The following is a 23,769-nucleotide window of genomic DNA, read 5'->3' as shown; positions in this document are numbered from 1 at the left end:
GCAGAATCAAGCCACCGCTGCGGCAGACGTAGCGGATGACCGCGAAGGAGACACTCTATGCAGATTCAGATCCAGACCGACAAGCACGTGCCGCACGACCCATCTGTTGTGGGGCATGTCGAAAAGACCTGCACCGCTCAGCTGGCGCATTTCGCCGGCGACATCACCCGTGTGGAAGTGCATTTGCGCGATGAGAACGGTCAGCGCGGCGGCGCGGCGGATCGAACCTGCAGCATTGAGGCGCATGTCGCCGGCCTGCCGCCGATTGCGGCCACCAACAGTGCTGAAACCACCGCCTCCGCCGTGACCGGCGCCGCGCGCAAACTGCGAACCGCCATCGAACATGCACGCGGCAAGCAGCATTCCAAGGCGACTGCCCCGCCGCCGGAAATGCTGTGAGTTGATCCTGACTTGAGCAGGACAGCCTTGAATGCTGCTCCTCCGATACAGCGATGGTGTCGCAGTGCATGAGCTAACGGCACTCCGAGCGCTATCCATAGCGCGACCTTGAAGCAACATCGTCCCGCTGCAGTGGCACTGCGGCGGGACGACTGCATTGACTCTATAAGCCCGGTGAAACATGAGCCCGGACGCCTTCGCCTCTTCCGCAGCATCTGCTGCAGATAGGCTTGCGGGCCTGGTGCCCCGCGCAGCACTCAATGGGTGTTGAATCCAGGCATGGGATGGATCGAATCCATCTTGAATGCTCGGGCTCGCATGTTCACTGCTTGCAGCTGAATTCCTACGGTGTCAGATCCTTCAAAGCGTCGCGCCGACCACCTTAGCTGTCAACATCGATCAAATCGGCCAGATGCTGTTGCCGTCATCTGTGGTTGTCGTGTTGAAAGCAGTTGACCTTGGCCCTCTCACTCGATGGCCCGATGCATCCGTTCGACCTGCGCACCGATCAGAGGATGCATGACCTGGGCCGAGCGACGTTAGATAAAGTGCGTCTCGCAGAGACGAGTAACGATATGCGCTAAGGCATATCACCAGAAATGGTGGGGAGGTGACCTGGATTCCAGTATCGGTCAGAACTATTCGGTCAGAACCGTTTCGCCACCGTCTCTTGATGGATGCCATCGCAATTGGAAAGCGCTCTCAGCGTTCGCTTGAAGATGGTGCATCGCTCACACCTTGCCTTTGTCGTGGCGGCGCCCTACGCAGCATCCGGCCCACCGGGCTTCCTCCTAGTGATGAAAAACAGGGAAGAATCAAAGCATGGATCAAACATGCAAAATACTGATACGTATCTATAAGCAATTGACGCAAACCCTGGCATTTTTGCGCTTTATTGCCCCACGGCTTGATACTCCTAATACAGCCATGCTTTTCGAAGTTAACAACACCTCCCGGGCGTTCGCTCACGCAACATAGCATCGTCACGCCGCTGTTGGGTCACGCGCAAGTGCTGGCGTTGGTCAATCAACGCCTAGCACAGCATCGCCAGCACACGCGTAAATGCATTCGTTTATGCGAAGACATGCGCAGCAGGAGCACATTTTCTGCGAACACACAAATGGAATTTTCGGATGCGGAATAATCCCTTCGCAATATATGTGTCCAGAATCTCGGGAGTCATGCCAATTTTCGAGCCGCCGATGACGATGACATATACCACACAAGGTGGTCGCCGGTACCAGGTGCGCCTGCGCATCTCGATTGCAAGCTAAGACGTTCGCAGCGTAGTTGCACGGAAAGCTGAGCCGGGCCCATGCACATGCCGGGGTCAGCGTGCCGCATGCCGCGCCTGGTTTGTCGATCGATGCCTCGATCTGCGATGAGCGATACCGGCACTGCAATCGAAGCTGTCGCCACCACGCATCTCTCGAGTGATGTCTTCATCGTCTGGCGCCATCGATCGCCAGTCCAGTAGGCCTGGCGATCTTACGCGGCTTCCCACCAACGCAAGGACCTGCCATGACGACGATCTCTCCAGTTAGTGCTTCCCAGCAACCGCAAGCGACCGGCCCAGATAGTGTGATCGAAATACCATCAGAACCACGACACGGCGATACGCCGACGCCTGCGGGGGATTCTGCATTGTCCGCCCTGCCGCGTAGACCATCAGGACGACGTCTTAGCACGGGAAGCGACAACGCGTATGAAAGCGCTACTGACACAAGCCAGTCACCCCATGAGAGCCCGCGGCTGCAAGCCGCGCACGGAGAAGCGAGCACCGGCGAGCGATTCTATGACGCTGAAGAATCCTTTACGTCATCGCCCCCACCCACTCTCACGCAAGAACAAACCGCACAACCCGATCTCCAGGTGCATACGTCCACCCCAACGACAGCCACGGCCCGTCTGGGTACGCTGGCTGCATCAGTCCGAGCTGGTGCAGCACGTGGAGTAACCACCGTACTTGGGCCGACCGCCACAGCGGTCGCAGCTGCAGCGCGCGGGATATTACCGATAAGTTTCGACAAACAATACCTGGGGGCTGTGCTGGGGCACCTCGTGCACCAGACCACCTCCGTGGGACCAACCACTTTTGCGCGTGAATTGCTGGGCGAAGGCTTATTTGCTGCGCTTCGCCAACTTCCACCCGAAGCGGTCGTCGCCCTGCAAGCGGTGTCGGGCACGCTGCATCTGGCGCTGCATACACTGCGACGCAACCGCGAGAACCGCAACCCGGACGCGGCTGCGCGAGGCTTTCATAATCTCAATCTCGAACAGTGGGAAGCACTATCTGAAGACGAACGTCATTCCAAAAGGCGTGAGCAGCAACATTATTCGGATGTGGTCACCCGGCTCGCGCTTGCCGGCATCCTGAGCAATATCGCCATAGGTGCTGCGGGCAAGGCCTCTGGCCGACCTGAGATGGCAGCCAGGCTGCTAGCCAGTGAGCTCAAGATTGCCCCTTATGCTGCGGCCCGCGATTCCATCCAGGCGACATTTCGCATGGTGGGAATGCGGGCACCGACCAATGGTGGCATCAGCGATCCCCACGTCACCAGTGCGGGCAGGTTTTACGGCATGGCCAACGTCATGACCAACCTGGCATCGAACGAGCTGGAGGCGCCAGACTTTGCATCGGCTAGGCAGCGCTGGGCAGGCCTGATGTCACCTTTCAACATGGGCGAGGCAACAAGAGTTCACTTTAGGCAAGCGGCGGTAACGACAGCCTTAAATGTCGGCCTGGAAACGCTTGACTGGATCAATGTCACCCAGCACGAAGCCGACGAAGCCGGGACCCAGCAGATCTGGGAACCAGCCTTTAAGGATGGTCTGATCAACGCGACCGGAAAACGAAGCAACCGCATCCGCCGCGCTGAGGGCGCTCAAATCGCCGATTTTTTGCCGGTTTCGGCACGTTTGCGAGGTGTTGCCTGGATTACAGGCACAGCTTCCCCGCAGCAGGCATTAACGCTTTGCGCGTCAGCCACAGATTCGATAGTGCAAACAGCGTCAGCACCTGTGCGGTGTTCTTCGCCAAACCGCGATAGCGCACCTTGACGTAACCAAACTGACGCTTGATCACCCGAAACGGGTGTTCCACCTTCGCACGCAGGCTGGCTTTGGTGTGCTCCCAGCGCTTGGCCAACTTCAGTTCGCGCTTATTCTTGATCTGCTTCAGCTTCGAGGGCTTCTCCGCGATCAGGTAGCGCAGCGTGCGCTTGCCCTTCATCTCATCGCGCTTGTCCAGCCCGGTGTAGCCGCTGTCGCCGCTCACAGTGTCTTCCTTGCCGTGCAGCAGCTTGTGCGCCTGCGTGATGTCCGCTGCGTTGGCCGCCGTGCATTCCACGTGGTGCACCAGGCCCGACTCATCGTCCACCCCGATGTGCGCCTTCATCCCGAAGAAGTACTGGTTGCCCTTCTTGGTCTGGTGCATGTCCGGATCGCGCTCGCCATCCTTGTTCTTGGTCGAACTTGGCGCCGCAATGATCGTGGCATCCACGATCGTCCCGCCCCGCAGACTCTGCCCTTTACGCGACAGGTGCGCGTTGACCCGGTTGAACAGCTTGCGCGCCAAATCATGCCGCTCCAGCAAATGCCGGAAGTTGAGAATCGTCGTTTCATCCGGCACCTCATCCAGCCCGCCGATCTTCGCAAAACGGCGCATCGACACCGTGTCGTACAGTGCTTCTTCCGCCGATGGATCGCTCAGTGCGTACCACTGCTGCAAAAAGTGGATGCGCAGCATCGTCTCCAGCCGATACGGCTGTCGCCCCGGCTGCCCCGACTTCGGGTAGTGCGGTTCGATCAGTGCCAGCAGATCCTTCCACGGCACGACCTGGTCCATCTCGGCCAAGAACACCTCACGCCGCGTCCGCTTGCGCTTGCCGTTGTACTCCGCATCGCCGAAGGTCAGTTGCATCGTCGTTGTCCCGTTGCGTCTGTGTGATTGTCGCAGGATCAAGGGGAGTTGTTCAGAGTTTCCTTAAGGGCAAGCGCGAAGACTATGAGCGCGTCATGGACCATTCGGTCGCACGCACAACCGCTATCAATTCCAACGTCGCATTTGGTACTGCAATCAACATGATTGGCACCTGGCTCGGGTTGGCGCCCGCACGCAGCGCATTGCTCTCCAATGCGTTGGCCGGCATGGCCGCCGGTATGCAATACAGGACAATTGCGGGCACCTGGCAAGCTGCAGCGGCCGTTCGCGAAGCCGAAGCATCTCGCAGGCAACCTTTACAAGCGTAACAATCACTCAGCTGCGCAAGCGATCAAGCAGCCCAGCATCCAAGCCGCAACTTTCCATGGGACACGCACTGCTGGCTAGCCAGCAGTGCGTGTCCCAGCAGTTGGGTAATTCGTCTAAGAGCGGCTAACACTACGTCGTCATCCCGGGCCGTTGCGCACGGCGCGGAGGCGTCACAGTGTCCGCGAGATATGCCGTTTCCGCACACCAGCTGCTGCTGTCAAGCGCCTGCAAAGCAGCGTTGCCAGCTGCCTCAGGCGCGCTTCCAACATTCTTTTACGACTGCTGGAGCAGTACTGGCTTCTTCAGGCGACACATGTGCGACGCCGCATGTACATCCGCCATGCGCCGACGCGTTCTCTGGTCAACGCGCCAATCCTTTTGAAAGACCCGCGACCCGCCATACCCCCAGCGTTCTGCACGTCTTGTGTAGCACCACACGCACTACTACGCTCACACTCATGCTAGTCAGCAACCACGCCACGCTTGATCAAAATCGAATGAATGGCACGTGCATATTTATCCCGCTCCCCGGGCGTTTCCGAATGATAAGCGCCTACAGCGGCCCAGGTATTTCCGTATTTGTTCGTCATCTCCCGTAGTCGCCATGCTGCCACGTACACACTGACGCACGGGTGCATCAAGGCGTCTTTGGAGATGCCGTAATTGGACAGGCGCCGCAGATGGATTGAATTGATCTGCATCCTCCCGTAGTCGATCGTACCGTTGTTATTGCGATGGATTGCGTCGGCACGACCATGCGACTCCTGCCAGGCAATCGCGCGCAACACCCAGGGGTTGACGTGCTGATAGCCGGCGGCCTCTTCAAAGCAATCCGCGCGCGCGAAAGGTGCCGCGCACGCCAGCACTGCTGCAAATAAAATGCGCTGCGGCCCGGCGCCTGCCCGACGATCACCTCCGGACCATTGCGCGCGCATACGTTGCTTTGACGAAGAGCAGGGCTCGAACTGAAAACTGAATTCTTTTTCGACATGCTGGTGGGCGATCGTTGAATCGATCATTTTTCGTTACCTCGATCTCGATTGAAGATAGGTCTCCATGTGAGTCGAGCGCCGGCACACACGACCCACGGCGCTCGACCGCGGCACCATAACGCCAGCTGTACGCAATTTACTCAGGTCCGGCGAAGCACTTAGCAAGCAAGCGAAAAAACCTCTTAAAAAACTGGTCCTGGATTTTGTTCTCGATCCGAAATCATCTTTTTCGTTTCTGCCTTCGCACGCACAAGCGCAATTTCGCAAACACTCTGTCGGCGATCGCTTGCCACTTTATTGTTGGTTCGGGGCAGCAATGCGCCCCCTAGATGCCGATACTCAGACTCGGCAACCGAGTGAAAGACAAACCCCAGTTAATCAGAGAGGAGTCGTAACGATGAATTCTTTGAACGCAAACACCGCTAACTTTTCCAGCGGGCTGCAGATCGGCCCGCTCGATGGCACTCAGTCCGGTTCAGGTCAGGGCCAACAAGGCATCAGCGAAGCCCAGCTGGACAAGTTCCTGGCATTCATCATCAATGTCCTGCTTCAGGGAGGCAACAAAGCCCAAGAAGGTCAGGGTGCGAACCAGGGTGGCGATTCTGGATCGGGTAACGGTAGTAATGGGCAGCAGGGTGGGCAGTCCAAAGGCCTGTCGCCAGCGACCCTGGCGCTCATGTATATCGTCTCAGAGATGCTCCAAGCGCAGAACGGTGGTGGCATCGGTGGTGGCTTCGGTGGTGGCTTCGGTGGTGGCTTCGGTGGTGGCTTCGGTGGTGGCTTCGGTGGTGGGTTCGATGGCGGGCTGGGTTCTATCTTGAGCTTCTCGAACGACACCGGATCGATGCTGTAAACAGCTGTTGGTCGCCCCCTACCGACCACGGCCTGCAGGTTGCCGCTTTCACGCGTCAGCCTGCAGGCTTCGTCAGGGTGGCGGCTGCGCCCATCTGGGACCGAGATGGTGCAGGGTACAGGCAACGTTCCTTACCGAAATCGGCAATGCCGTGATCAATGTATCTACGAACATTCGCCGCCCACATCAGGTTCGCATTTTTGCCCGGCATACAGCAGGGCGAGTGATACAGAACGCTTCTCAAGCGACCGGCGCAGTGTCGGCTTCAACGCCTCATCAAATGCCCCGATCTTGTTCCCTGGAGCACCTTCACGAATCGGACATTGCTGCTAGCGTGAGCCTTGTTCTGGGTGCAAGCGCACATCACCAAGCCATCGTCATTCGACCAGATGATCTGTGCCAATGCACCGGCCCATGGGCGATGCTGACGGCCAGGCATTGCGAAGCGCTCTTGCGCAATCGCTGCCAGTGTCCCGCGCTGCCTCTGGCCGTCTGCCACAGGCACCGATCTAGCCGACATGGGGAACCTAGAGCAGCCAGTAATGCTGCCACTTAGTGCCCAGGCGGGCGCGAGCATCGCACAAGAACCAAAATGCATGAGTGGCACATACTGATTCCCAGTGACGGCCGTTCAGCGCCTCCCTAGTGAAGGCCTTAGCCGCTCCGGATAATACAAACACTCACGCATCTGGCATTAAATGTTTCGTTTTTCCCAAACGCTGCCGGGGTTGTTTGAGATATCAGGAGCAACCGGGTTTCCGGGTGCATTCGGGAAACGACCAGCAACTGCGGCATTATCGCCTACCGGCCGCCACCCGATGTTTTTCAGCAGGCCCTCAGGGTGAAACAACATGTGGCGTCAACAAGAACAACCGCTGCATGCGCGACCCACTCTTCTGGCGGTGCTTGAACAGATTGCCCACCAGCGGAATCTTGGACAGACCGGGCACTGCGTTCAAATCGGTTTCGTCCGCATCGTAGGCATAGCCGGCAATGAGCAGGCTCTGCCCTTCATTGACGAAGGCCTGGGTGGTGATCTCGCTGGAGGTGATGACCGGGATGCCGTCCACGGTATTGGATCCCAGCTGTCCGTCTTCGATGCGCACATCCAGACGCATCTGGCCGTTCGATGAGCCTGGTACCACGCTGGGCAAGACCCGCAACGACACTCCAGCCGATAAATTGTAGAGATCCGCCGACGCATATCCGCTGACCCTGACGAACGCTTGCTGTTTGTGATCCATCACCGCCTCTACGTTGTCCAGCGTCGCGACCTGTGGCGACGAGACGATCTTGGCCTTGTTGGTCGTTTCCAACGCCGACACACGCGTCATCAGGTAGCGTCCGGCGTCCCCCAATACCGCCGTCAACGTCCCGCCGACCGGTGTCATCGTGCCCTGTGTTGCAGCGCCGCTCAGTGCGCCGTCGAAACCCAACTGGCCGCCACGGCCGTCGCCCGTCTGCACGTCCGTATGCTGGCTATGGAAGCGCCAGTCGACGCCAAGATCCTGCATGGCGCCATCGCGGACCTCGATGATGGTGGCATCGATCTGCAGGAGCTTGGGGCGGTTATCCAGCTGTTCGATCAGGGTGCTGTAGCTCTGCATCCGCTCCGGTCGATCGCGGATCAAGATGGCATTGGTGCGCGGATCGGCTTCGATCACCGGAGCATCGGAGGCGAGTTCTGCGCCGTTGCCGACGTCGATCGGATTGGATTCGTCGCGCCGCCCCTTGGTGAGCTCCGGCCATACGCTGGCAGGCGAACCTGCGGGCGCACTGGGCCCACTACCGGGCAATGGCGGACTGACTGGCACGCGATCTGACGGCGATGTCCCACCAAACCATGCCGAAGGCAGCCCGAGGATGCCGTTGGCTCCGCCGCCCTGGCCCTGGCCCGCATTGCCGAAGGTGTTGGAAGAACCACCGCCAATCGGCTGTACCCGCCCAAAGTTGGCGCCCGGCCCGGGCATCACCGCGACGGACGCGCCACGTGCGCCGTATATGCCGCGCAACAGGCTCGCCATGCCCGGAATCTGTACGTCCTGGCCACCGATACGTGTGGTGTGGTCGGCTGCTTGCGCATAGTGCAGCTGAAATACCTGTACTTCGGTGGCATCGCGCTGACGCGCACCCTGCTCCACCTGCTTGGCAATCGCCGAAACGGTATCCACATAACCAGGGGGCCCGGACACCACCGCAACGTGCGCGGCCTCGTCGTAGCGCACTGGAAAACGTGGATCGTCCAGACGCATGCGCGCAAGTGCATCGCGCAGCGCCTTGGTCGAGGCGGTACCCAGACTCAACGTTGCGTTCTTGGATTCATTTGCGCCCCAGATTCTGAGCACGGCGCCATCGTAGTACCAGACGAAGCCATAGGTGGCGGCAAGGTCGTCGAGAAATTTTTGCGGGGATGCCTCGAATTTGCCGCTGAGCGTGCCGGTGACCTCCGGCGAGATCCAGGTGGTCACGGACTGGCTGGCGGACAAATCACGCAGCACTTCCTTGAGATCCTTGTGGTCGGCAACGTATTTGAACGTGCGCGAGTGCCAGGGCACCTGTGCCGCATCGGCATGCGGCGGCAACAGCGCCAGTAGGCTGAGCGCCAGAACGGCGGCCAATGGAGCGCGTCGGCGGTGGACTGGAGTACATACATGAGCCATGGCGTTCCCTCTGCGAGGCAAGTGAAAAGAAGTCGATAGCGGCGACGCCTTGGATTGGGCGTCGGCCGCAACTTTGCGTGCGACGTCGCCGGCACGCGCAGCGCGGCCGGTTGAGTGAATCCACCGTCATGCCATCAGTGTATGAACTACGCGACAGCGAAAGTCTCAATAAAGATCAATGCGACGCGCCCCCCTTGCCACTCATGAGGGCGGCGTCGTGCAATTGCTGCTGGAAATGCAGGAAACCGAGTGATTCGCTGAATTGCGCGATGAACACGCTGGTTAGCAGCGCCAATAGCAGCAACGCCAGCACCCCACGGATTGGCTGACTCAGATTGGAAGGTTCGAGCTTGTCGGCGGCGCGCGCCACAAAGCCGATGGCCAGATCCACCAGCACTAGCACCAACATCACGGGTGCGGAGAGCTTGACCACCGCGGCCATCATGCCGTCGGTCTGCTGGATAACGAACGACTCGGACACCGCTCCCATGTCGGGCTGAAGCTGGCTCAGCGGCCACCAGCGGAACGATTCGAATAACGCGCCGAGCAACATCAACATGCCGCCCAAGGCGTAGAACGACACGATCGCCAATTGCAACAACACCGTGGACACCGGCGTGCTTTGCTGACCGCTGAGCGGGTTGGTCATCTGCACATTGTTGTAACCGGCCAGGTCATCGATCAGCAGGCCAACGCTTTCGGCGATCCAGAAGACCGTCGATGCCGCAAAACCGATCAACATGCCAATGAAGGCCTCTTTGAACACCACACCGACCAGGCCGGCGGCCTGGATCTTCTCCAGCGCGTCGGCTGGTTGCCCGTAGGCAATAAAAGAGCTCAGAACATAAATGACGCCATTACGCGCCATGCCGGGAAGGCTGTCTTGCGCGGTTGCCGGCAGCACCGTGAACATCACAAAGACACGCACGCCGCACAGCGCCAGCAAGGTCAGCAGCGACAAGCCCTGCGAGGAGAGGGCCACCAGCGCGTTGGCGATATCGCTCATCGCGCCCCCCCTGGCGCGGCACGATGCGATCGCAGCGCAACCAGCGTCTCGATCGCCTCTTCCTCCTCTGCTGCGTCACGTTGCGCCTGCCGGGCACGGCGCGCACGGATCGCCTTTTCTTCATACAGCTGTGCCTGTGCCTGCAGTTTGCTCACCGCCTGCTGCACGGACACGAGCTCATCGCGAGCGCTCTGCACTGACTGCCGAGCTGCTACCTGCGCCTGCTCTGACGCGCGGCAGGCGTCTAATAGCACTGTTCGGAAGTGTTCGTGCTGCAAGATCGTGTCGATATCGATCGAGCCGCCCACACCGGCCTTTTCGAGCAACGCTGTATCGAACGCAGCCAAGCGTGTGCTGCACGCGTTGGCTTCCTGGCTGCATCTGGCGAGCTCGCGTTCGCAGTGCTCCAGTGCATGCTTGCATTCGCTCAGGCGGTCCTGCATTCGCTCGCAACGGCGCGTCTTCAGCTGTTGCAAGGCTGTCCAGGTACGGGCACGGTCACGCATCGTCGATCACGCTGGCGAGCTGTTCCAGGGTGCTTTCATATCCACTGAGCTGGTCGGTGGGTTGGCAGAGGAAGTCGCGAATCGCATCGATTCTGGCGATCGCCTCGTCGGCGGTTGCGTCGCTGCCCTCGCGGTACTCGCCGACCTGCAGCAGGGTCTCCACGTCGTTGTACTTGGCCAACAGGCGTCGCAGCTGGCCAGCGGCCTGGCTTTGCTCTGGTGGCACAATCTGACTCATCACCCGGCTCAGGCTGCCCAGCACGTCGATCGCCGGGTACTGGTTCTTGGCAGCAATCTCGCGCGAGAGGATCAGATGCCCATCCAGAATACCGCGCACTTCTTCGGCGATCGGATCGCTGCCGGTGTCGTCCTCGGCCAGCACGGTGTAGAACGCGGTGATGGAACCGCTCTCGCCCATGCCTGCACGTTCGAGCAGGCGCGGCAACTCAGCGAACACCGAAGGCGGAAAGCCTCTGCGCGTCGGCGGTTCGCCGGCCGCCAGTCCAATCTCGCGTTGCGCGCGGGCAAAACGGGTCAGCGAGTCCATCATCAGGAGCACGCGCATGCCTTGATCCCGAAAATATTCAGCGATGGCAGTGCCCACGTAGGCGGCCTTTGCGCGCTCGATCGAGGAGCGATCAGAAGTGGCACACACCACGACGCTGCGGGACAACCCGTCTTCGCCGAGGATCATCTCGATAAATTCGCGCACCTCGCGCCCACGTTCACCGATCAGCACAATGACGTTGACATCGCATTGCGTGCCGCGCGCAAACATGCCCATCAAGGTGCTCTTGCCGACGCCTGCGGCGGCGAAAATGCCCATGCGCTGGCCTTCACCCAACGTCATCAAACCATCCACGATCCGCACCCCGGTGGGCATGGGCTGTTCGATCAACCGCCGACGCATCGGGTCGGGCGCCTGCGCCTGGACCCGCACCCAGGTCTCACACTCAACCGCCCCGAGTCCGTCCGCCGGCTCGCCCAGGCCATCGAGCACGCGCCCCAGCAGCGCCGGTCCGACCGGTACGGCTAACGGGCGCCCCAATCCGATCACGCGTGTCTCGCGCGACAACCCCACCAGCTCACCGAACGGCGCCAGCAGGGCGAGGTCGCGGCTGAAGCCCACCACCTCTGCGCGCTGCAACAAGGTGCCATCGCGTTGGCGCAACTCGCAGACTTCGCCCAGGCTGACCTGTACCCCGGCGACCTTGAGCATGGTGCCAACGACTTCGACCACCTTGCCATAACGACGACCGAACGCGAGCGTGGCCAGTTCGCCTTCGAGCGCCGTCTCCAGCAGCGACATCTCAGCACGCATCCGCAAGCACCTGTGGCGTAGCCAACACACGGCCAATGACACGCCGGAGACTGCGCAGCTGATCGCGCAGATCGGCTTCGAACACCCCGGTGTCCCATTCGCACACACAGGTGCCCAAGGCCAGCGCTGCATCACCACACAGCTCTACCGGCATCGTCCAGCCTGCGGCTGTCGCAGCGGCATCGAAAGCCCGCTGCGCGTCGTCCAGCGCATCCGGATGGACGCTTACCCGCAGTGCTTTCGCTTCGTCCAGGGCACTCTCCAACTCCTTTGCAGCACGTGCATACAGGGCTGCAGGATCGTGCCCATGGATGACGTGCTCGCAGGTCCGCGCGACGATCTCGACCAGACGTTCGCGTGCGCGCTTTGCGGCCGCGTCGGTTGCGAAGGCATGGCGCAGGCCGTTCTCGTTCCAATGGTCCAGCTGACGCCGCACGCCGGCTGCATAGCCCAGGCGTGCGCTGCGCTCGGCTTTTTCTTGTGCATCTTTCAGGATCGCCTCGGCCTGCTGCTGCGCATCGTCGATCAGCGTCTGTGCATGTGCATGCGCCTCGGCCAGCGTCTGCGCGCAACGCGCATGCACCTGGGCGGTTGCCTCATCCAGTGCCAGCACCGAGGCCAATGCCTCGCGCGGGATGACATCGCAATCCAGGCCGATTGCTTCGGGCGTTGACCTCAGCCAGAGACGCATAGGGCCTCCGGCATCAACGTGGGAAGCGCGGAAAGGAACGCATCGCTCGCACCGTCTGCTGCAACAGGTGCAATCTGCGCAGCGCCCAGCGGCAAGGACAGCGAGAGCAGCTTGGCCACCACCGGATTGGGCCACACGCCATCGGCCTCCAGCCGACGCCAGCCATCGCCAACCCACGCCGCTTGATCGGCATCGCGCGGCAACAGCGGCACTGCTAACCCGGTGGCCGCGTGCTGGCGCAGCTGTTCAAGCACGGCCGGCCCTACGCACTGCTCCAACCAGTCCAGGCGATCACGCTCGATACAACGGCGCACCGCCAACCCACGCGAAAACAGCGCACGGCTGATCATCACCTTGGCCAGCAACGCGGGCGTGAGCACCGCCAGTTGGCTCGCCGGTGGATCGAGCGCCGATAGCGGCAGGCCCGACCACCCCGACCATGCCTGGATCACGCGCAAGCGCCGGTAGGCGGGCGCCGACGCCCAGCCCATCGCCGCAACCGGACCCAGCCAATAGGCCACCCGGTCGGCATCCAACCCGTGCGCCAAGTCAGACAGCATGGCCGCCCAGCGTTGAATCCACCGCGCCGTGTTCTCGGTCTGCGTGCTCTCCATCCCTCACCTCACCCGGCTTTTTTCCTGCCCAACTCACGCAGACGCTGCCAACCGCCCCAACGGCGCCCATCGGCGTTTGGCCACCAATACAGCGCCGCCGCACCAGCCAGCAGGCACACTGCCAGCGCGCTCCCGACCAGCCATGGCCATGGCCAGCCTCTCGGCGGCGCCGACGTCGCGAACGACGCATCGCTCTCCGCACCGCTCGGAACCAGCGTGACGCTGACGTTTTCGTAGGTGAGCCCTTCCACGCTATGCATCACCAGCGTCTTGATGTTGGGCACCAAGCTGGTCAGATCGCTGCCGAGACGGAATTTGATAAACACCGCAGCGCTCGAGGGTTTGACTGATGTGGAGAGTGGGTCGTTATTCGGCAGCACAATTTCTACATCCGCCGCAATCACGCCATCGATATTCGATAAGGTCTGCGATAGCTGTTGCGACACGCCATAGATGAAACGTACACGCTCTTCAGTGGGCGTTGAGATCAGCCCGTCTTTCTTGAACATCTCGCCGAGATTGGCATGTCGCTCATGCGGCATGCCATGGGCGCGCAACACGTCCAGCGAGTAGGCCACCTGATCACGCGGTGCGTTGACCGCCCAGGTCTTGCCGTCGTCGGGCGTCACCTTGGACGCATCCACTCCGGCACGCAGCAGCACCGCAAGCATGTCGTTGGCATCGTTTTCGGTGAGCCCCGAGTACAACTGCTGACTGCAGGCAGACAGCAGCAGCGCTAGCAACAGCACGGCCGTACATCTGAGCGCGCGCATGTTATTGGTTCTTGAACAATGTCTGCACGGCGTTCTTGCCAGATTGCGCCACGCCGACGCTGACATTGAGGTTGAAGCCGACCATCGTCAACTCATGCATCAACTTCATCTGTTGCGCTGCCATTTCCTGGAACCCCATGGTCGGCGCCTGTAGGCTGAAGGCATCGATATCCTCGGTCACGGTGCGTACGCCGTCGTTTTGCACGTCGATCACCCTGCTCATCATGCTCGGCTCACCGACACGCTGCATGGCAGGCGGCAGCGGGCTTGAAGACTGCATCAGTGCTTGAAAACGATTGACGAGCGCTTGGTTCGGCATCGCCGATGGAGACAGCGCTTGCGTGGACATGCCGCCACTGGCGGCAACTGGCGGGACAGGAGGAATGAGCGTCATGACATACTCCGGCAGGGTCGGGGCTGGCGTTGCTCAGGCGCGCAAGTACTGCGCGTTTGGAACTTCTAACGCTGTGGAAGCATCAACCGGCGCCTCTTGCGGCGCTGTCCGTGGGGTATTACGCCCAGAGAGCGCCTTGACCAAGGCCACAGCATCGGCATCGGCATCCTCTTGGATCAGCTCTTCAGCAACGCCATGCCATGTCTGGTCGCCCAGCGCAAACAGGCAGCAGGCATACAGTGCCCTGCACAGTGGCTTGGAGCCGGCATCGGCCTCCAGCTCCCGCAACAGGCGAGCGCCGTCCAAGTAATTGCCGCGTTTAATCGAGATCCATGCATCGAAGGTATCCAGCGCTTTCAGCTCTGGCCGAAGTAGACGCACTGCGGCTAGAACAGCTGCTGCGTCCTCAATCTTTTCGTGTGTCAGCCCGAACGTAATCAACTCGATCAAACCGCTCACGATCGCGCCCGGGCACTCGATCTTTTCCACATTGCACCTCGTTACGTAATTGGCCGTAGACAGCATGCGTGCACAACGCTACGCGTCTGCGCTGGCCAGAACTTTTCAGAAGCGAACATCGGAATACGTTGGCGAACAAACCTTGCGACTTCGCCAAACCATGCAGGTGTTCGCCTGAAAGACGGGCTGACTCGCGACGGCTCTACCAGAATCGGAACGCAGCAGGACCGGCCGGAGAGCGCCATGTCGGATGAGAAGACCGAAAAGCCGACTGAAAAGAAGTTGCAGGATGCGCGCAGGGACGGCGACATCCCGATCAGCCCGGATGTGACTGCAGCGGCGGTGCTGCTTGGCGCCATGTTGGTCATGAAACTGGCTGGCAGCTACTTTGTAGAACACATGCGCGCATTGATGCAGATCGGCATGGATTTCACCGAAAATACACGCGATGCAACGGCCATGAACCGCGCGCTTGGCCGTATTGGCATTGAGGGACTACTGCTGATGCTGCCGTTCCTGGTGGCGTGCCTGCTCGGCGGATTGATCGGCGTCTTTTTACAAACCGGCATGAATGCCTCGCTCAAACCGGTGACACCCAAGTTCGATTCACTTAATCCCGTGAATGGGGTGAAAAAGCTTTTTTCGCTGCGAAGTTTCATCAACCTGCTCAAGTTAGTCGTGAAGGCCATATTGATTGGCGTGGTGCTGTGGTTAGGTATCCGTGCGCTCATGCCGATGATCATCGGGCTGGCCTACGAGCCAACACCCGACATCGCCCAGATCGCATGGCGCACCTTGGGCACGCTGTGCGCCTTGGCGGTATTGGTCTTCGTGCTGGTTGGCGCGGCGGATTGGAGCGTGCAGCACTGGCTGTTCATCCGCGACAAGCGCATGAGCAAAGACGAGCAAAAGCGCGAACACAAGGAGAGTGAAGGCGACCCAGAAGTGAAGGGAAAGCGCAAGGAATTCGCCAAGGAGCTGATCTTCGGTGATCCGCGCGAGCGCGTCTCCAAGGCCAAGGTGATGGTGGTCAACCCCACCCATTACGCGGTCGCGTTGGCCTACGAGCCGGACGGCTTCGGCTTACCGCAGGTGGTTGCCAAGGGGGTGGACGACGGTGCGCTGGAGTTACGCGCCTTTGCGCACAACCAGGGCATTCCGATTGTTGCCAATCCGCCGCTGGCACGTGCGCTGTACGTGGTCGAGCTGGGCGATGCAGTGCCGGAGTCACTTTTCGAAACGGTTGCGGTGGTGTTGCGTTGGGTCGATGACCTCGGTCGGGACCACGACGACAGCGGCAGCCCTCTGTCCTGTTAGGAGATCGCATGCGAGCGACACGATATTTCGCGTACAGCGGCGAAGTGGCGATCGCCGCTTTGGTAGTGGCGGTCATTGGCCTGATGATCCTGCCGCTGCCGACCCCGCTGATCGACACGCTGCTGGGCATCAACATCACGCTGAGCGTGGTGTTGCTGATGGTCACGATGTATGTGCCAGATTCGATCTCGCTGTCGTCGTTTCCTTCGTTGCTCCTGTTCACCACGCTGCTGCGGCTGTCGTTGAACATCGCCTCGACCAAATCGATCCTGTTGCATGCCGAGGCGGGCCACATCATCGAGAGCTTCGGCGAGCTGGTGGTTGGCGGCAATCTGGTGGTGGGCCTGGTGGTGTTCCTGATCATCACCACCGTCCAATTCATCGTGATCGCGAAGGGCTCCGAGCGCGTTGCGGAAGTGGGCGCGCGCTTCACGCTGGATGCAATGCCCGGCAAGCAAATGAGCATTGATGCCGATCTACGCGGCGGAAATTTGACTGCCGATGAAGCACGCCGCAAGCGCGCGCGGCTGGCCATCGAGAGTCAACTGCATGGCGGCATGGACGGCGCAATGAAATTCGTCAAGGGCGATGCGATCGCCGGCTTGGTGATTACCATGGTCAACATCCTGGCGGGCATTGTGGTGGGCGTGACCTACCACGGCATGAGTGCTGGCGAAGCAGCGAATCGCTTCGCAATTCTGTCCGTGGGTGATGCCATGGTTTCGCAGATTGCCTCGCTGCTGATCTCGGTGGCGGCCGGCGTCATGATTACCCGCGTTGCCAACGAGAACGAGACCAAGATCAGCTCGCTTGGGCTTGATATCGGCCGCCAGCTCACCAGCAACGCCCGCGCATTGATGGCGGCAAGCGTACTGCTGGCGTGCTTTGCGTTCGTGCCGGGATTTCCGGCAGTGCTGTTCTTGCTGCTGGCAGCGGCAGTTGGTTCGGGCGGCTATGCGATCTGGCGCAAGCAACGCGACATGAGTGGCGGCGATCAGCGCACACTGCCATCGACCAGCCGCAAAGGTGCCAAAGGCGAAGCGCCCCATATTCGCAAAAGCGCACCGGATTTCGCATCACCCTTGTCGATGCGGCTGTCGCCACAGTTGGCCGCACGCCTCGATCCTGCGCTGCTGGATCAGGCCATCGAAATCGAGCGCCGCCAATTGGTCGAACTGCTGGGATTGCCATTTCCAGGAATTGCGATCTGGCAGACCGAGGCGCTGCAGGACATGCAGTACGAGGTGTTGATACACGACGTGCCCGAGACACGTGCCGAATTGGAGGACACCGCCGATATGCAAACGGCACTGGCCCAGCAGGCTATCGCGCCGCTACATGCACGTGCACACCTGTTCGTCGGCATCCAGGAAACCCAGTGGATGCTGGAACAGGTAGGCGCCGACTATCCAGGGCTGGTTGCAGAGGTCAATAAGGCCATGCCGGCCCAGCGCATCGCCGATGTGTTGCGGCGACTCCTGGAAGAGCGCATCCCGGTGCGCAATATCAAAAGCATTCTGGAGAGCCTGGTGACCTGGGGACCAAAGGAAAAGGATCTTCTGATGTTGACCGAGTACGTGCGCTGCGATCTCAGCCGCTATCTGGCGCATACCGCGACCGCAGGCACGGGGCAACTGCCTGCGGTGATGCTCGACCATGCTGTTGAGCAACTGATCCGGCAATCGATTCGGGCCACCCCGGCCGGGAATTTCCTTGCGCTACCGCCGGAGCAGGCTAGCCAGCTCGTCGAACAGGTGGAGCGGATCGTGGGCGATCAAGTGCGGCATCCACTGGCGGTCGTTGCGTCGATGGATGTGCGCCGCTATGTGCGTCGCATGATCGAGGCGCGGCTGGGTTGGCTGCAGGTCTACTCGCTTCAGGAATTGGGGGCGGAGGTGCAATTACAGCCGATCGGCAGGGTGGTGGTCTGATGCGCAAACAACCCGTCCGCCATGTGCGTATCCTGCCAGTCAGCGGTGCACCGCTGCGGCCGGCAGCCGTGGTCACACCGGTTCGGATGGTGCAGCGCTATAGCTTTGCGCAACTGCGCAGGCGCCTGAGCAGCACGCAGCTCGGGTTCCCGAGCACGTTGTTGCCACCGCAGTGCGACGAGGATGGACCGCAAACCGAGGCTGAAGATACGTCCAGCGAAGGGCATGAGCCTGCACTGGTGCGTAGCGACCAGACAGTTCGCCTCGACCCGGCTCAGCACCTCCCGGTTTCCCGGGACAACGACAGTGACGCACTTGGGCGGCAAATCGCGGCCGAGTGGATCCGCACTCAACGCGCGCAAATGGCAATCACCCACATCGCGCTGCGGGTGGCCGATTTTTGCAACGCTACCCCGGTGCGCGGTGCAGGAACCTGGGAAGCGTGGCTGGACATCAATCAGGACATCGTTGCGCAAACTACCTTGTTTTTGCGGCTTTCGCCGGACCACCTATTGCTTCGCTTTAGCAGCAGCTCGCCAGATGCCTGTGAGGTACTTTCTAGTGGAAAGGAGCGTTTGGATACTGCATTGAAAGCCGCGTTGAGCAGCCCGCTCCAGATCAGCATCGAAGTTATCTGAGGCACCACGCGCGGCAGAACGGCCATACGGAGGGACGTTGTCTTGCAAGCCGAGCAAAGCCTAGTTCCACCGGCACGTGCGCTCTCTCAGGCACTAACGCACGTTCCCGCCGCGCGCGCGCAGCTGAGCAGATCGCTTGGCGATCTGCGTGGCGTACGCCGCTGCGGCTTCTCTACGCACAGCCGCGAGATCCTGCCCGCTGATGCTGCGTGCCTGCGGCTGCAGTTCGAAAGCGGCCACATGGATCTGCGCATTGCCGCGCGCGACGGCTTGGCACTGCTATTGAATGAGCACGACGACACGCTGCGCGTTTCGATTGCCGGAACGCTGTTGAGCGATTTCCTTGGGGCGTTTGTTCCCCTCGGACTGGGCGTTGCCGAAGTCGTCGCCTTCCAGCGGGACGCAGAGGCAGGCGATGCTCTCGGCTTCGGCATGACGCTGGGCGATATCGACGCAGTTCCACTGACCGCAAGCCCTTCTCTGCTTGCCGCACTACAAGCAGCAATTACAGGGCTGGCATCGCCTGTGCAGCTGCCAGCCTGGCTGGCCTCACTGCGGGTCACTACGCGTCTGCGCATCGGCAAGCGCACCGCGTCGGCAGCGCTACTGCAATCGCTGCGGCCGGGCGATGTTTTGCTGCACGGCATCACCTCGGCTCCGATACATAACGGCGAAGTGCTGTGGGGCCTATCGGGAGGCGAGGTCTTGCGCGCTCCGGTGCGCCTGAACCTGCAACAGATGATTCTGGAGGACATTCCCACCATGCAGCACGATATAACCGAGCCCGAAGCCTTGCTGCCAAGTACCGATGTGGCAGCGCTGGAACTGCCGGTGCAGCTGGAAGTGGATCAGCTTGCGCTGCCCCTTTCGGTGCTATCGGGTTTGCAGCCCGGTCAGATCCTGGAATTGTCGGTGCCGATCGACCAAGCCGACATCCGCCTGGTTGTTTACGGCCAGACCATCGGCACCGGCAGATTATTGGCAGTTGGCGAACATCTTGGCGTGCAGATCCTCAGCATGTCGGAGAGCACCCATGCAGATGCCTGATGTTGGCTCCCTGCTGCTGGTGGTCTTGATGCTGGGGCTACTGCCCTTCGCAGCGATGGTGGTCACCTCTTATACCAAGATCGCGGTCGTGCTAGGCCTGCTGCGCAATGCCATTGGGGTGCAGCAGGTACCGCCGAACATGGTGCTCAATGGCGTTGCGTTGTTGGTGTCGTGCTTTGTGATGGCGCCGGTGGGCATGGAGGCGTTCAAGGCTGCGCAGAACTACGGCGCTGGCTCGGAGAACAACCGGGTTGTTGTCCTTCTCGATGCGTGCCGCGAGCCATTTCGGCAGTTCCTCCTCAAGCACACCCGTGAACGCGAAAAGGCGTTTTTCATGCGTTCTGCGCAGCAGATCTGGCCCAAGGACAAAGCCGATGCACTCAAGTCAGATGACTTGCTGGTGTTGGCACCGGCATTCACCCTCAGCGAATTGACCGAAGCGTTCCGCATCGGCTTCCTGCTGTACCTGGTGTTCATCGTCATCGATTTGGTAGTGGCCAACGCCTTGATGGCCATGGGGCTTTCGCAGGTGACACCCACCAATGTTGCGATCCCCTTCAAACTGCTGTTGTTCGTCGCAATGGACGGCTGGTCTATGCTGATCCATGGTCTGGTTCTGAGCTATCGGTGACGCCATGGACCATGACGATCTGGTGCGATTCACCTCCGAAGCCTTGTTGCTCTGCCTCAAGGTGTCCTTGCCAGTGGTGGCCGTGGCCGCGTTGGCTGGGCTGCTGATCGCCTTCATCCAGGCGGTCATGTCACTGCAGGATGCATCGATTTCGTTTGCGCTCAAGCTGGTCGTGGTGGTGGCCGCCATTGCAGTCACTGCGCCATGGGGCGCCTCGGCAATCATGCAATTCGGCCAGGCACTGATGCAGGCGGCATTCCCATGATCCGCCGCATTTTTCCACGCAGTTTGCCGCCGTCGGTTCCGAGTACGCATCGGACAACGCACAACCATGCCGACGCGGCATCCGCTAACGCGGCGCCGGTTACCGACACCGCAACGCATGGCCCGCGGCTGCGTCCGGCCCCGCCCCGCAGGCGGCGACGTAGCATGGGGTCGTTGGACACCCTGGACGACTTCGATGCCACCGAGCAGGAAGACGCCGAAGCGACGCGTGCGTGTGCGCTGCGCGGGCGGGTGAGCGTCGCAATTGCGCGACCCGAGGGCAAGGAACAACACCAGGGTGATCAGCACGGCGGCGGCGGTAACACGCATGCCGACGATCCGCAGGCGGGACGCTGGCAAGGCGCGTCCCCGGTGGAAGTGGACGACAGCGCACGTGCGCGCATCGACGGCGTGATCGATCGCTACGCGTCAACATCCTCTTCCGATCCAGCGGTCCGGCGACATGCGCTTGCCGCTGCGCTCGTTGAGCTGCGCGCCATCAGTGTTGTCCATCCTGCCACCGCATCGTTGACGACGATGGTCTGGAAGTTAATGCGCGCACATCTGCACTCCAGCGGCGCCAACGCCTCTACGGAGAACTTGCAGGCCTTACGAAAGCGCTTGATCGAGCTTGTAGCGGCAGACCCGGAGCCGACGCCAGCACTGCGCAACTTCCATCTACTGCTCCCATTGATACTGCTAAACGCAGAAAAACCGCGTCGACGCGTTGATCGTGCAACCGCCATCACGCGTTTGAATACACTGCTGATTGAGCACCCTGAGCGGGCAACGCAAGAGGTTCGCGCATGACCATACAGCTTCGCGTACTGACCGGAATCCATGCCGGCGCACGATTAGATTTGGTGCCAGGAACACATTCCTTGGGTGCCGACCCCCAAACCGATATACGGATCGACGACTGGCCTGGTTCCTCACTCATCATCGAGGTAGATCATGATGGTCAAATACGTTATCGCAGCGAGACGTTGCCGGCGACCCCGTTTGGGGAGCTGCAGCCGGTTCGTTTCGGCCCCTTGGTCCTGTGTGTTGGCGATGCTGCGGCCGATTGGCCAGACGACGTGGTGCTGTTGGAGCGGCTGCTTTCCCCAGCCGCGACTCAGGCGCCCCGCACGCCCCAGCGTAAAGCCGTGCGCGCAGTGGTGGGCGCCGTGCTAGCGCTGGCGGCAGCAGCATTAATTCCCTCACTGCAACCGGCGTTTCGATCCGATGCCGCCACACCGCAGCATGTAGGGAATCAGGTCAATCAGGCCAGAGCGTTATTGAAGCAACTGGGCTTTGGTGAAGCGCGTGTCGAGCAAGTCGGTACGCACGTGCGGATCGAAGGCCTGGTCAACAGCAGTGCAGATGCGGCACGCCTGCGCACGCAGCTGCAGCGCGACCATCAGGCCGCCAGCGTCAATGTGGTCGTAGTCGACGAAGTTTTGGCAACATTGCGCGACACGCTCGCCGATCCCAGCTTGAGCGTGCGCTACGATGGAAAGGGCGTTTTTTCCGTCACCGGCAGTAGTGACAACGCCGAGCGTGCAAGCAGCCGTATTACCGATCTGCGCAGCGATCTTGGGCCAGAAATCCGCGCGCTCCATGTGGAGATCACCCAGCAAGACCCTGCCCTGAAGCCTCCCGCCAATTACGATGCCGCTCTACTCGCTGACGGGCTGCATTACGTCGAGACTCCGGACGGTACAAAACATCTTACTTCCCTGCCGCAGCAAGCGGCGCAATGAGAATCACACCATGTTCGATGCCATGACTGAAGCGGTTACCCAAGATATGAACAAGATCTTGCAAACCAAAGCGTTGGATACCTCTGGTGAGCGCTTGCGCAACCTTGAGTCGGCGCTTGATGCAACTGCGCAACAGATTAGTGTGCATTGGTCTGCAGCAAGTGATCAGACTGCGCGCAGTGACTTCAACACCTTATACGAGGGCCTCAATGCCGCACGCCACATCGTGGCGCACATCGCAGGCATGCCCTAAATCAGTCTCTTGGTCGCCTCGACCAGGGAAAACGCGCCGGCAGGCGCTCCATCACACCTCAACTGTTAGGGAGTCTTGGTATGCAACTTTTTCCACAAGCAAGTGCATTGAACTCGCGCTTCGGGCAGGGCATGGACGGCCTGACTGGAGGCATTTCTAACGGAATTTCCGGCGCCAGTGGTCTCGCTGCACAGAATGGGCAGATCGGTTCGCTTCTCGGCGACCTTACTGCATCGGACGAGGCACAGAAAGGAATGAACAACAAGATCACCCAGCTCAAGAATGATCTGGATTTTAATGTGGCGCTTAACAAATTCATCGGTAAGGCCGGCGATAACGCCAAGTCACTGGTTGGCCAGTAATTGGCACTGACATGCCGCAGGGCCGGTACAGGGCCCTGCGCATGTCGTACCAAAGATGAGCAGCATCCGATTAGAGAAAATCGTTCACGAAATGTGCGAGGCACTGGACTTGCCGGACGTCCAGTCTGTGCTCAGTCGCCGTGTCCTCTGGGTGGAAGGGTTCGAAGTCTATCTCCACATGCCGGAGCCCCAACCCGAAGACGACGTACAGGAAGAAGCACTGTATCTGCGAATTTCATATGGGTTGGCACCTGCAGGGCGGACATTGACGGTCTTCCGGCTTTTGCTGGAAGCGAATCTGTCGGTGTATGCGCAGGACCAGGCCCAGCTTGGTTTGAATGATGCCGGCGTGATTGTCCTGATCGTGCGAGTGCCACTAGACGATGATGTGGATGGAGCGTGGATCTGTGATCTGCTCGCCCATTACGCCGAGCACGGCCGTTACTGGAACAATAATATTTTTGTTGCGCACGACGAAATGTTCGAGGGAATCGCCACGGGCAATTACCTATGGCTGCGCGCGTGATTCAGGCTTGTATCCGCATCATGCCGATGCACCACCCATGGTCGTGGCATGTGCACTTTCGCACCTCGAGCGGCCTCTGTGATCCGCTCTAATTTCGGCATTGAAATTACTATGGGACGAAGCGGCCGCGTAGCT

At 60.4% G+C, this 23,769-nt stretch carries 24 protein-coding genes and 1 pseudogene; 14 read left to right on the top strand and 11 right to left on the bottom strand.

The window, feature by feature from the left end:
* The first annotated feature begins 57 nt into the window (after nt 1–57).
* Nucleotides 58–399 carry an HPF/RaiA family ribosome-associated protein gene (locus KWO_RS01995; RefSeq protein WP_010367940.1) on the top strand — a complete coding sequence of 114 codons (342 nt, stop codon included), beginning with the start codon at nt 58–60 and terminating at the stop codon, nt 397–399.
* Between the two features lie 2,938 nt (nt 400–3,337).
* Here the strand turns inward: KWO_RS01995 and KWO_RS01990 are convergent.
* Complete coding sequence (locus tag KWO_RS01990; RefSeq protein WP_017113471.1) at nt 3,338–4,321, bottom strand: IS5 family transposase; 984 nt, start codon at nt 4,319–4,321, stop codon at nt 3,338–3,340.
* Nucleotides 4,322–4,383: 62 nt separating this feature from the next.
* On the opposite strand from KWO_RS01990, the pseudogene KWO_RS01985 reads away from it, so the two are divergent.
* A pseudogene (locus tag KWO_RS01985) lies at nt 4,384–4,650 on the top strand (hypothetical protein); the annotation flags it as partial.
* A 462-nt stretch (nt 4,651–5,112) separates the two neighbouring features.
* Here KWO_RS01985 and KWO_RS01980 read toward each other — a convergent pair.
* Nucleotides 5,113–5,670: a lytic transglycosylase domain-containing protein gene (locus tag KWO_RS01980; protein ID WP_010377396.1), complete on the bottom strand. Its 558-nt coding sequence runs from the start codon at nt 5,668–5,670 to the stop codon at nt 5,113–5,115.
* Nucleotides 5,671–6,040: 370 nt separating this feature from the next.
* On the opposite strand from KWO_RS01980, the gene xopA reads away from it, so the two are divergent.
* Nucleotides 6,041–6,496: a XopA/Hpa1 family type III secretion system protein gene (xopA, locus tag KWO_RS01975; RefSeq protein WP_017113543.1), complete on the top strand. Its 456-nt coding sequence runs from the start codon at nt 6,041–6,043 to the stop codon at nt 6,494–6,496.
* 836 nt (nt 6,497–7,332) lie between these two features.
* Here the strand turns inward: xopA and sctC are convergent.
* From sctC to KWO_RS01930, 9 genes are all read right to left on the bottom strand, one after another.
* Nucleotides 7,333–9,156, bottom strand: a complete 1,824-nt coding sequence (gene sctC, locus KWO_RS01970) for a type III secretion system outer membrane ring subunit SctC (protein ID WP_026112365.1) — start codon at nt 9,154–9,156, stop codon at nt 7,333–7,335.
* Between the two features lie 175 nt (nt 9,157–9,331).
* Entirely contained in the window at nt 9,332–10,162 is an 831-nt protein-coding gene (gene sctT, locus KWO_RS01965; protein WP_010367928.1) for a type III secretion system export apparatus subunit SctT, read from the bottom strand.
* Nucleotides 10,159–10,668 (bottom strand): type III secretion protein HrpB7, encoded by a 510-nt coding sequence (locus KWO_RS01960; RefSeq protein WP_010367927.1) that lies wholly within the window; start codon nt 10,666–10,668, stop codon nt 10,159–10,161. Before KWO_RS01960 ends, sctT begins: the two co-directional genes overlap by 4 nt.
* Complete coding sequence (sctN, locus tag KWO_RS01955; protein ID WP_010367925.1) at nt 10,661–11,989, bottom strand: type III secretion system ATPase SctN; 1,329 nt, start codon at nt 11,987–11,989, stop codon at nt 10,661–10,663. The genes KWO_RS01960 and sctN overlap by 8 nt, the downstream gene beginning before the upstream one ends.
* Nucleotides 11,979–12,680, bottom strand: a complete 702-nt coding sequence (gene sctL, locus KWO_RS01950) for a type III secretion system stator protein SctL (protein WP_010377380.1) — start codon at nt 12,678–12,680, stop codon at nt 11,979–11,981. Before sctL ends, sctN begins: the two co-directional genes overlap by 11 nt.
* Nucleotides 12,665–13,294, bottom strand: coding sequence for a type III secretion protein HrpB4 (locus KWO_RS01945; RefSeq protein WP_010367920.1), 630 nt, complete (start codon nt 13,292–13,294; stop codon nt 12,665–12,667). The genes sctL and KWO_RS01945 overlap by 16 nt, the downstream gene beginning before the upstream one ends.
* An 8-nt stretch (nt 13,295–13,302) precedes the next feature.
* Entirely contained in the window at nt 13,303–14,067 is a 765-nt protein-coding gene (gene sctJ, locus KWO_RS01940) for a type III secretion system inner membrane ring lipoprotein SctJ (protein WP_010367919.1), read from the bottom strand.
* Nucleotide 14,068: 1 nt separating this feature from the next.
* Nucleotides 14,069–14,461 (bottom strand): type III secretion protein HrpB2, encoded by a 393-nt coding sequence (locus KWO_RS01935; RefSeq protein WP_017113362.1) that lies wholly within the window; start codon nt 14,459–14,461, stop codon nt 14,069–14,071.
* 33 nt (nt 14,462–14,494) lie between these two features.
* Nucleotides 14,495–14,950, bottom strand: coding sequence for an HrpB1 family type III secretion system apparatus protein (locus KWO_RS01930; protein ID WP_010367914.1), 456 nt, complete (start codon nt 14,948–14,950; stop codon nt 14,495–14,497).
* A gap of 213 nt (nt 14,951–15,163) precedes the next feature.
* Here KWO_RS01930 and sctU point away from each other — a divergent pair, with 213 nt between their 5' ends.
* From sctU to KWO_RS01875, 11 genes are all read left to right on the top strand, one after another.
* Nucleotides 15,164–16,237 (top strand): type III secretion system export apparatus subunit SctU, encoded by a 1,074-nt coding sequence (sctU, locus tag KWO_RS01925; RefSeq protein ID WP_010367912.1) that lies wholly within the window; start codon nt 15,164–15,166, stop codon nt 16,235–16,237.
* An 8-nt stretch (nt 16,238–16,245) separates the two neighbouring features.
* Nucleotides 16,246–18,168 carry an FHIPEP family type III secretion protein gene (locus KWO_RS01920; RefSeq protein WP_010377374.1) on the top strand — a complete coding sequence of 641 codons (1,923 nt, stop codon included), beginning with the start codon at nt 16,246–16,248 and terminating at the stop codon, nt 18,166–18,168.
* Entirely contained in the window at nt 18,168–18,806 is a 639-nt protein-coding gene (gene sctP / locus KWO_RS01915) for a type III secretion system protein SctP (RefSeq protein WP_010367908.1), read from the top strand. Before KWO_RS01920 ends, sctP begins: the two co-directional genes overlap by 1 nt.
* Nucleotides 18,807–18,848: 42 nt before the next feature.
* A complete protein-coding gene (sctQ, locus tag KWO_RS01910) occupies nt 18,849–19,853 on the top strand; it encodes a type III secretion system cytoplasmic ring protein SctQ (protein WP_017113361.1) in 1,005 nt (334 codons plus the stop codon).
* Nucleotides 19,840–20,484 (top strand): type III secretion system export apparatus subunit SctR, encoded by a 645-nt coding sequence (gene sctR, locus KWO_RS01905; protein ID WP_010367905.1) that lies wholly within the window; start codon nt 19,840–19,842, stop codon nt 20,482–20,484. The genes sctQ and sctR overlap by 14 nt, the downstream gene beginning before the upstream one ends.
* Nucleotides 20,485–20,488: 4 nt before the next feature.
* Nucleotides 20,489–20,749, top strand: a complete 261-nt coding sequence (gene sctS / locus KWO_RS01900; RefSeq protein WP_010367904.1) for a type III secretion system export apparatus subunit SctS — start codon at nt 20,489–20,491, stop codon at nt 20,747–20,749.
* Entirely contained in the window at nt 20,746–21,558 is an 813-nt protein-coding gene (locus KWO_RS01895) for a hypothetical protein (RefSeq protein ID WP_010367903.1), read from the top strand. The genes sctS and KWO_RS01895 overlap by 4 nt, the downstream gene beginning before the upstream one ends.
* Nucleotides 21,555–22,493 (top strand): HrpD5 family protein, encoded by a 939-nt coding sequence (gene hrpD5, locus KWO_RS01890; RefSeq protein ID WP_010377370.1) that lies wholly within the window; start codon nt 21,555–21,557, stop codon nt 22,491–22,493. The genes KWO_RS01895 and hrpD5 overlap by 4 nt, the downstream gene beginning before the upstream one ends.
* A gap of 10 nt (nt 22,494–22,503) precedes the next feature.
* Nucleotides 22,504–22,746 (top strand): Hrp regulator HrpD6, encoded by a 243-nt coding sequence (gene hrpD6 / locus KWO_RS01885; protein WP_010377368.1) that lies wholly within the window; start codon nt 22,504–22,506, stop codon nt 22,744–22,746.
* Between the two features lie 80 nt (nt 22,747–22,826).
* Entirely contained in the window at nt 22,827–23,108 is a 282-nt protein-coding gene (gene hrpE, locus KWO_RS01880) for an HrpE family protein (RefSeq protein WP_010377367.1), read from the top strand.
* A gap of 55 nt (nt 23,109–23,163) precedes the next feature.
* A complete protein-coding gene (locus KWO_RS01875) occupies nt 23,164–23,634 on the top strand; it encodes a CesT family type III secretion system chaperone (RefSeq protein ID WP_010377365.1) in 471 nt (156 codons plus the stop codon).
* Nucleotides 23,635–23,769 lie beyond the last annotated feature (135 nt).

Origin of the sequence: Xanthomonas vasicola pv. musacearum NCPPB 4379 (assembly GCF_000277895.2) — a bacterium.
GTDB lineage: Bacteria > Pseudomonadota > Gammaproteobacteria > Xanthomonadales > Xanthomonadaceae > Xanthomonas > Xanthomonas vasicola.
The sequence above is the reverse complement of the archived record's forward strand: the minus strand, read 5'-3'. Positions and strand labels throughout refer to the sequence as shown.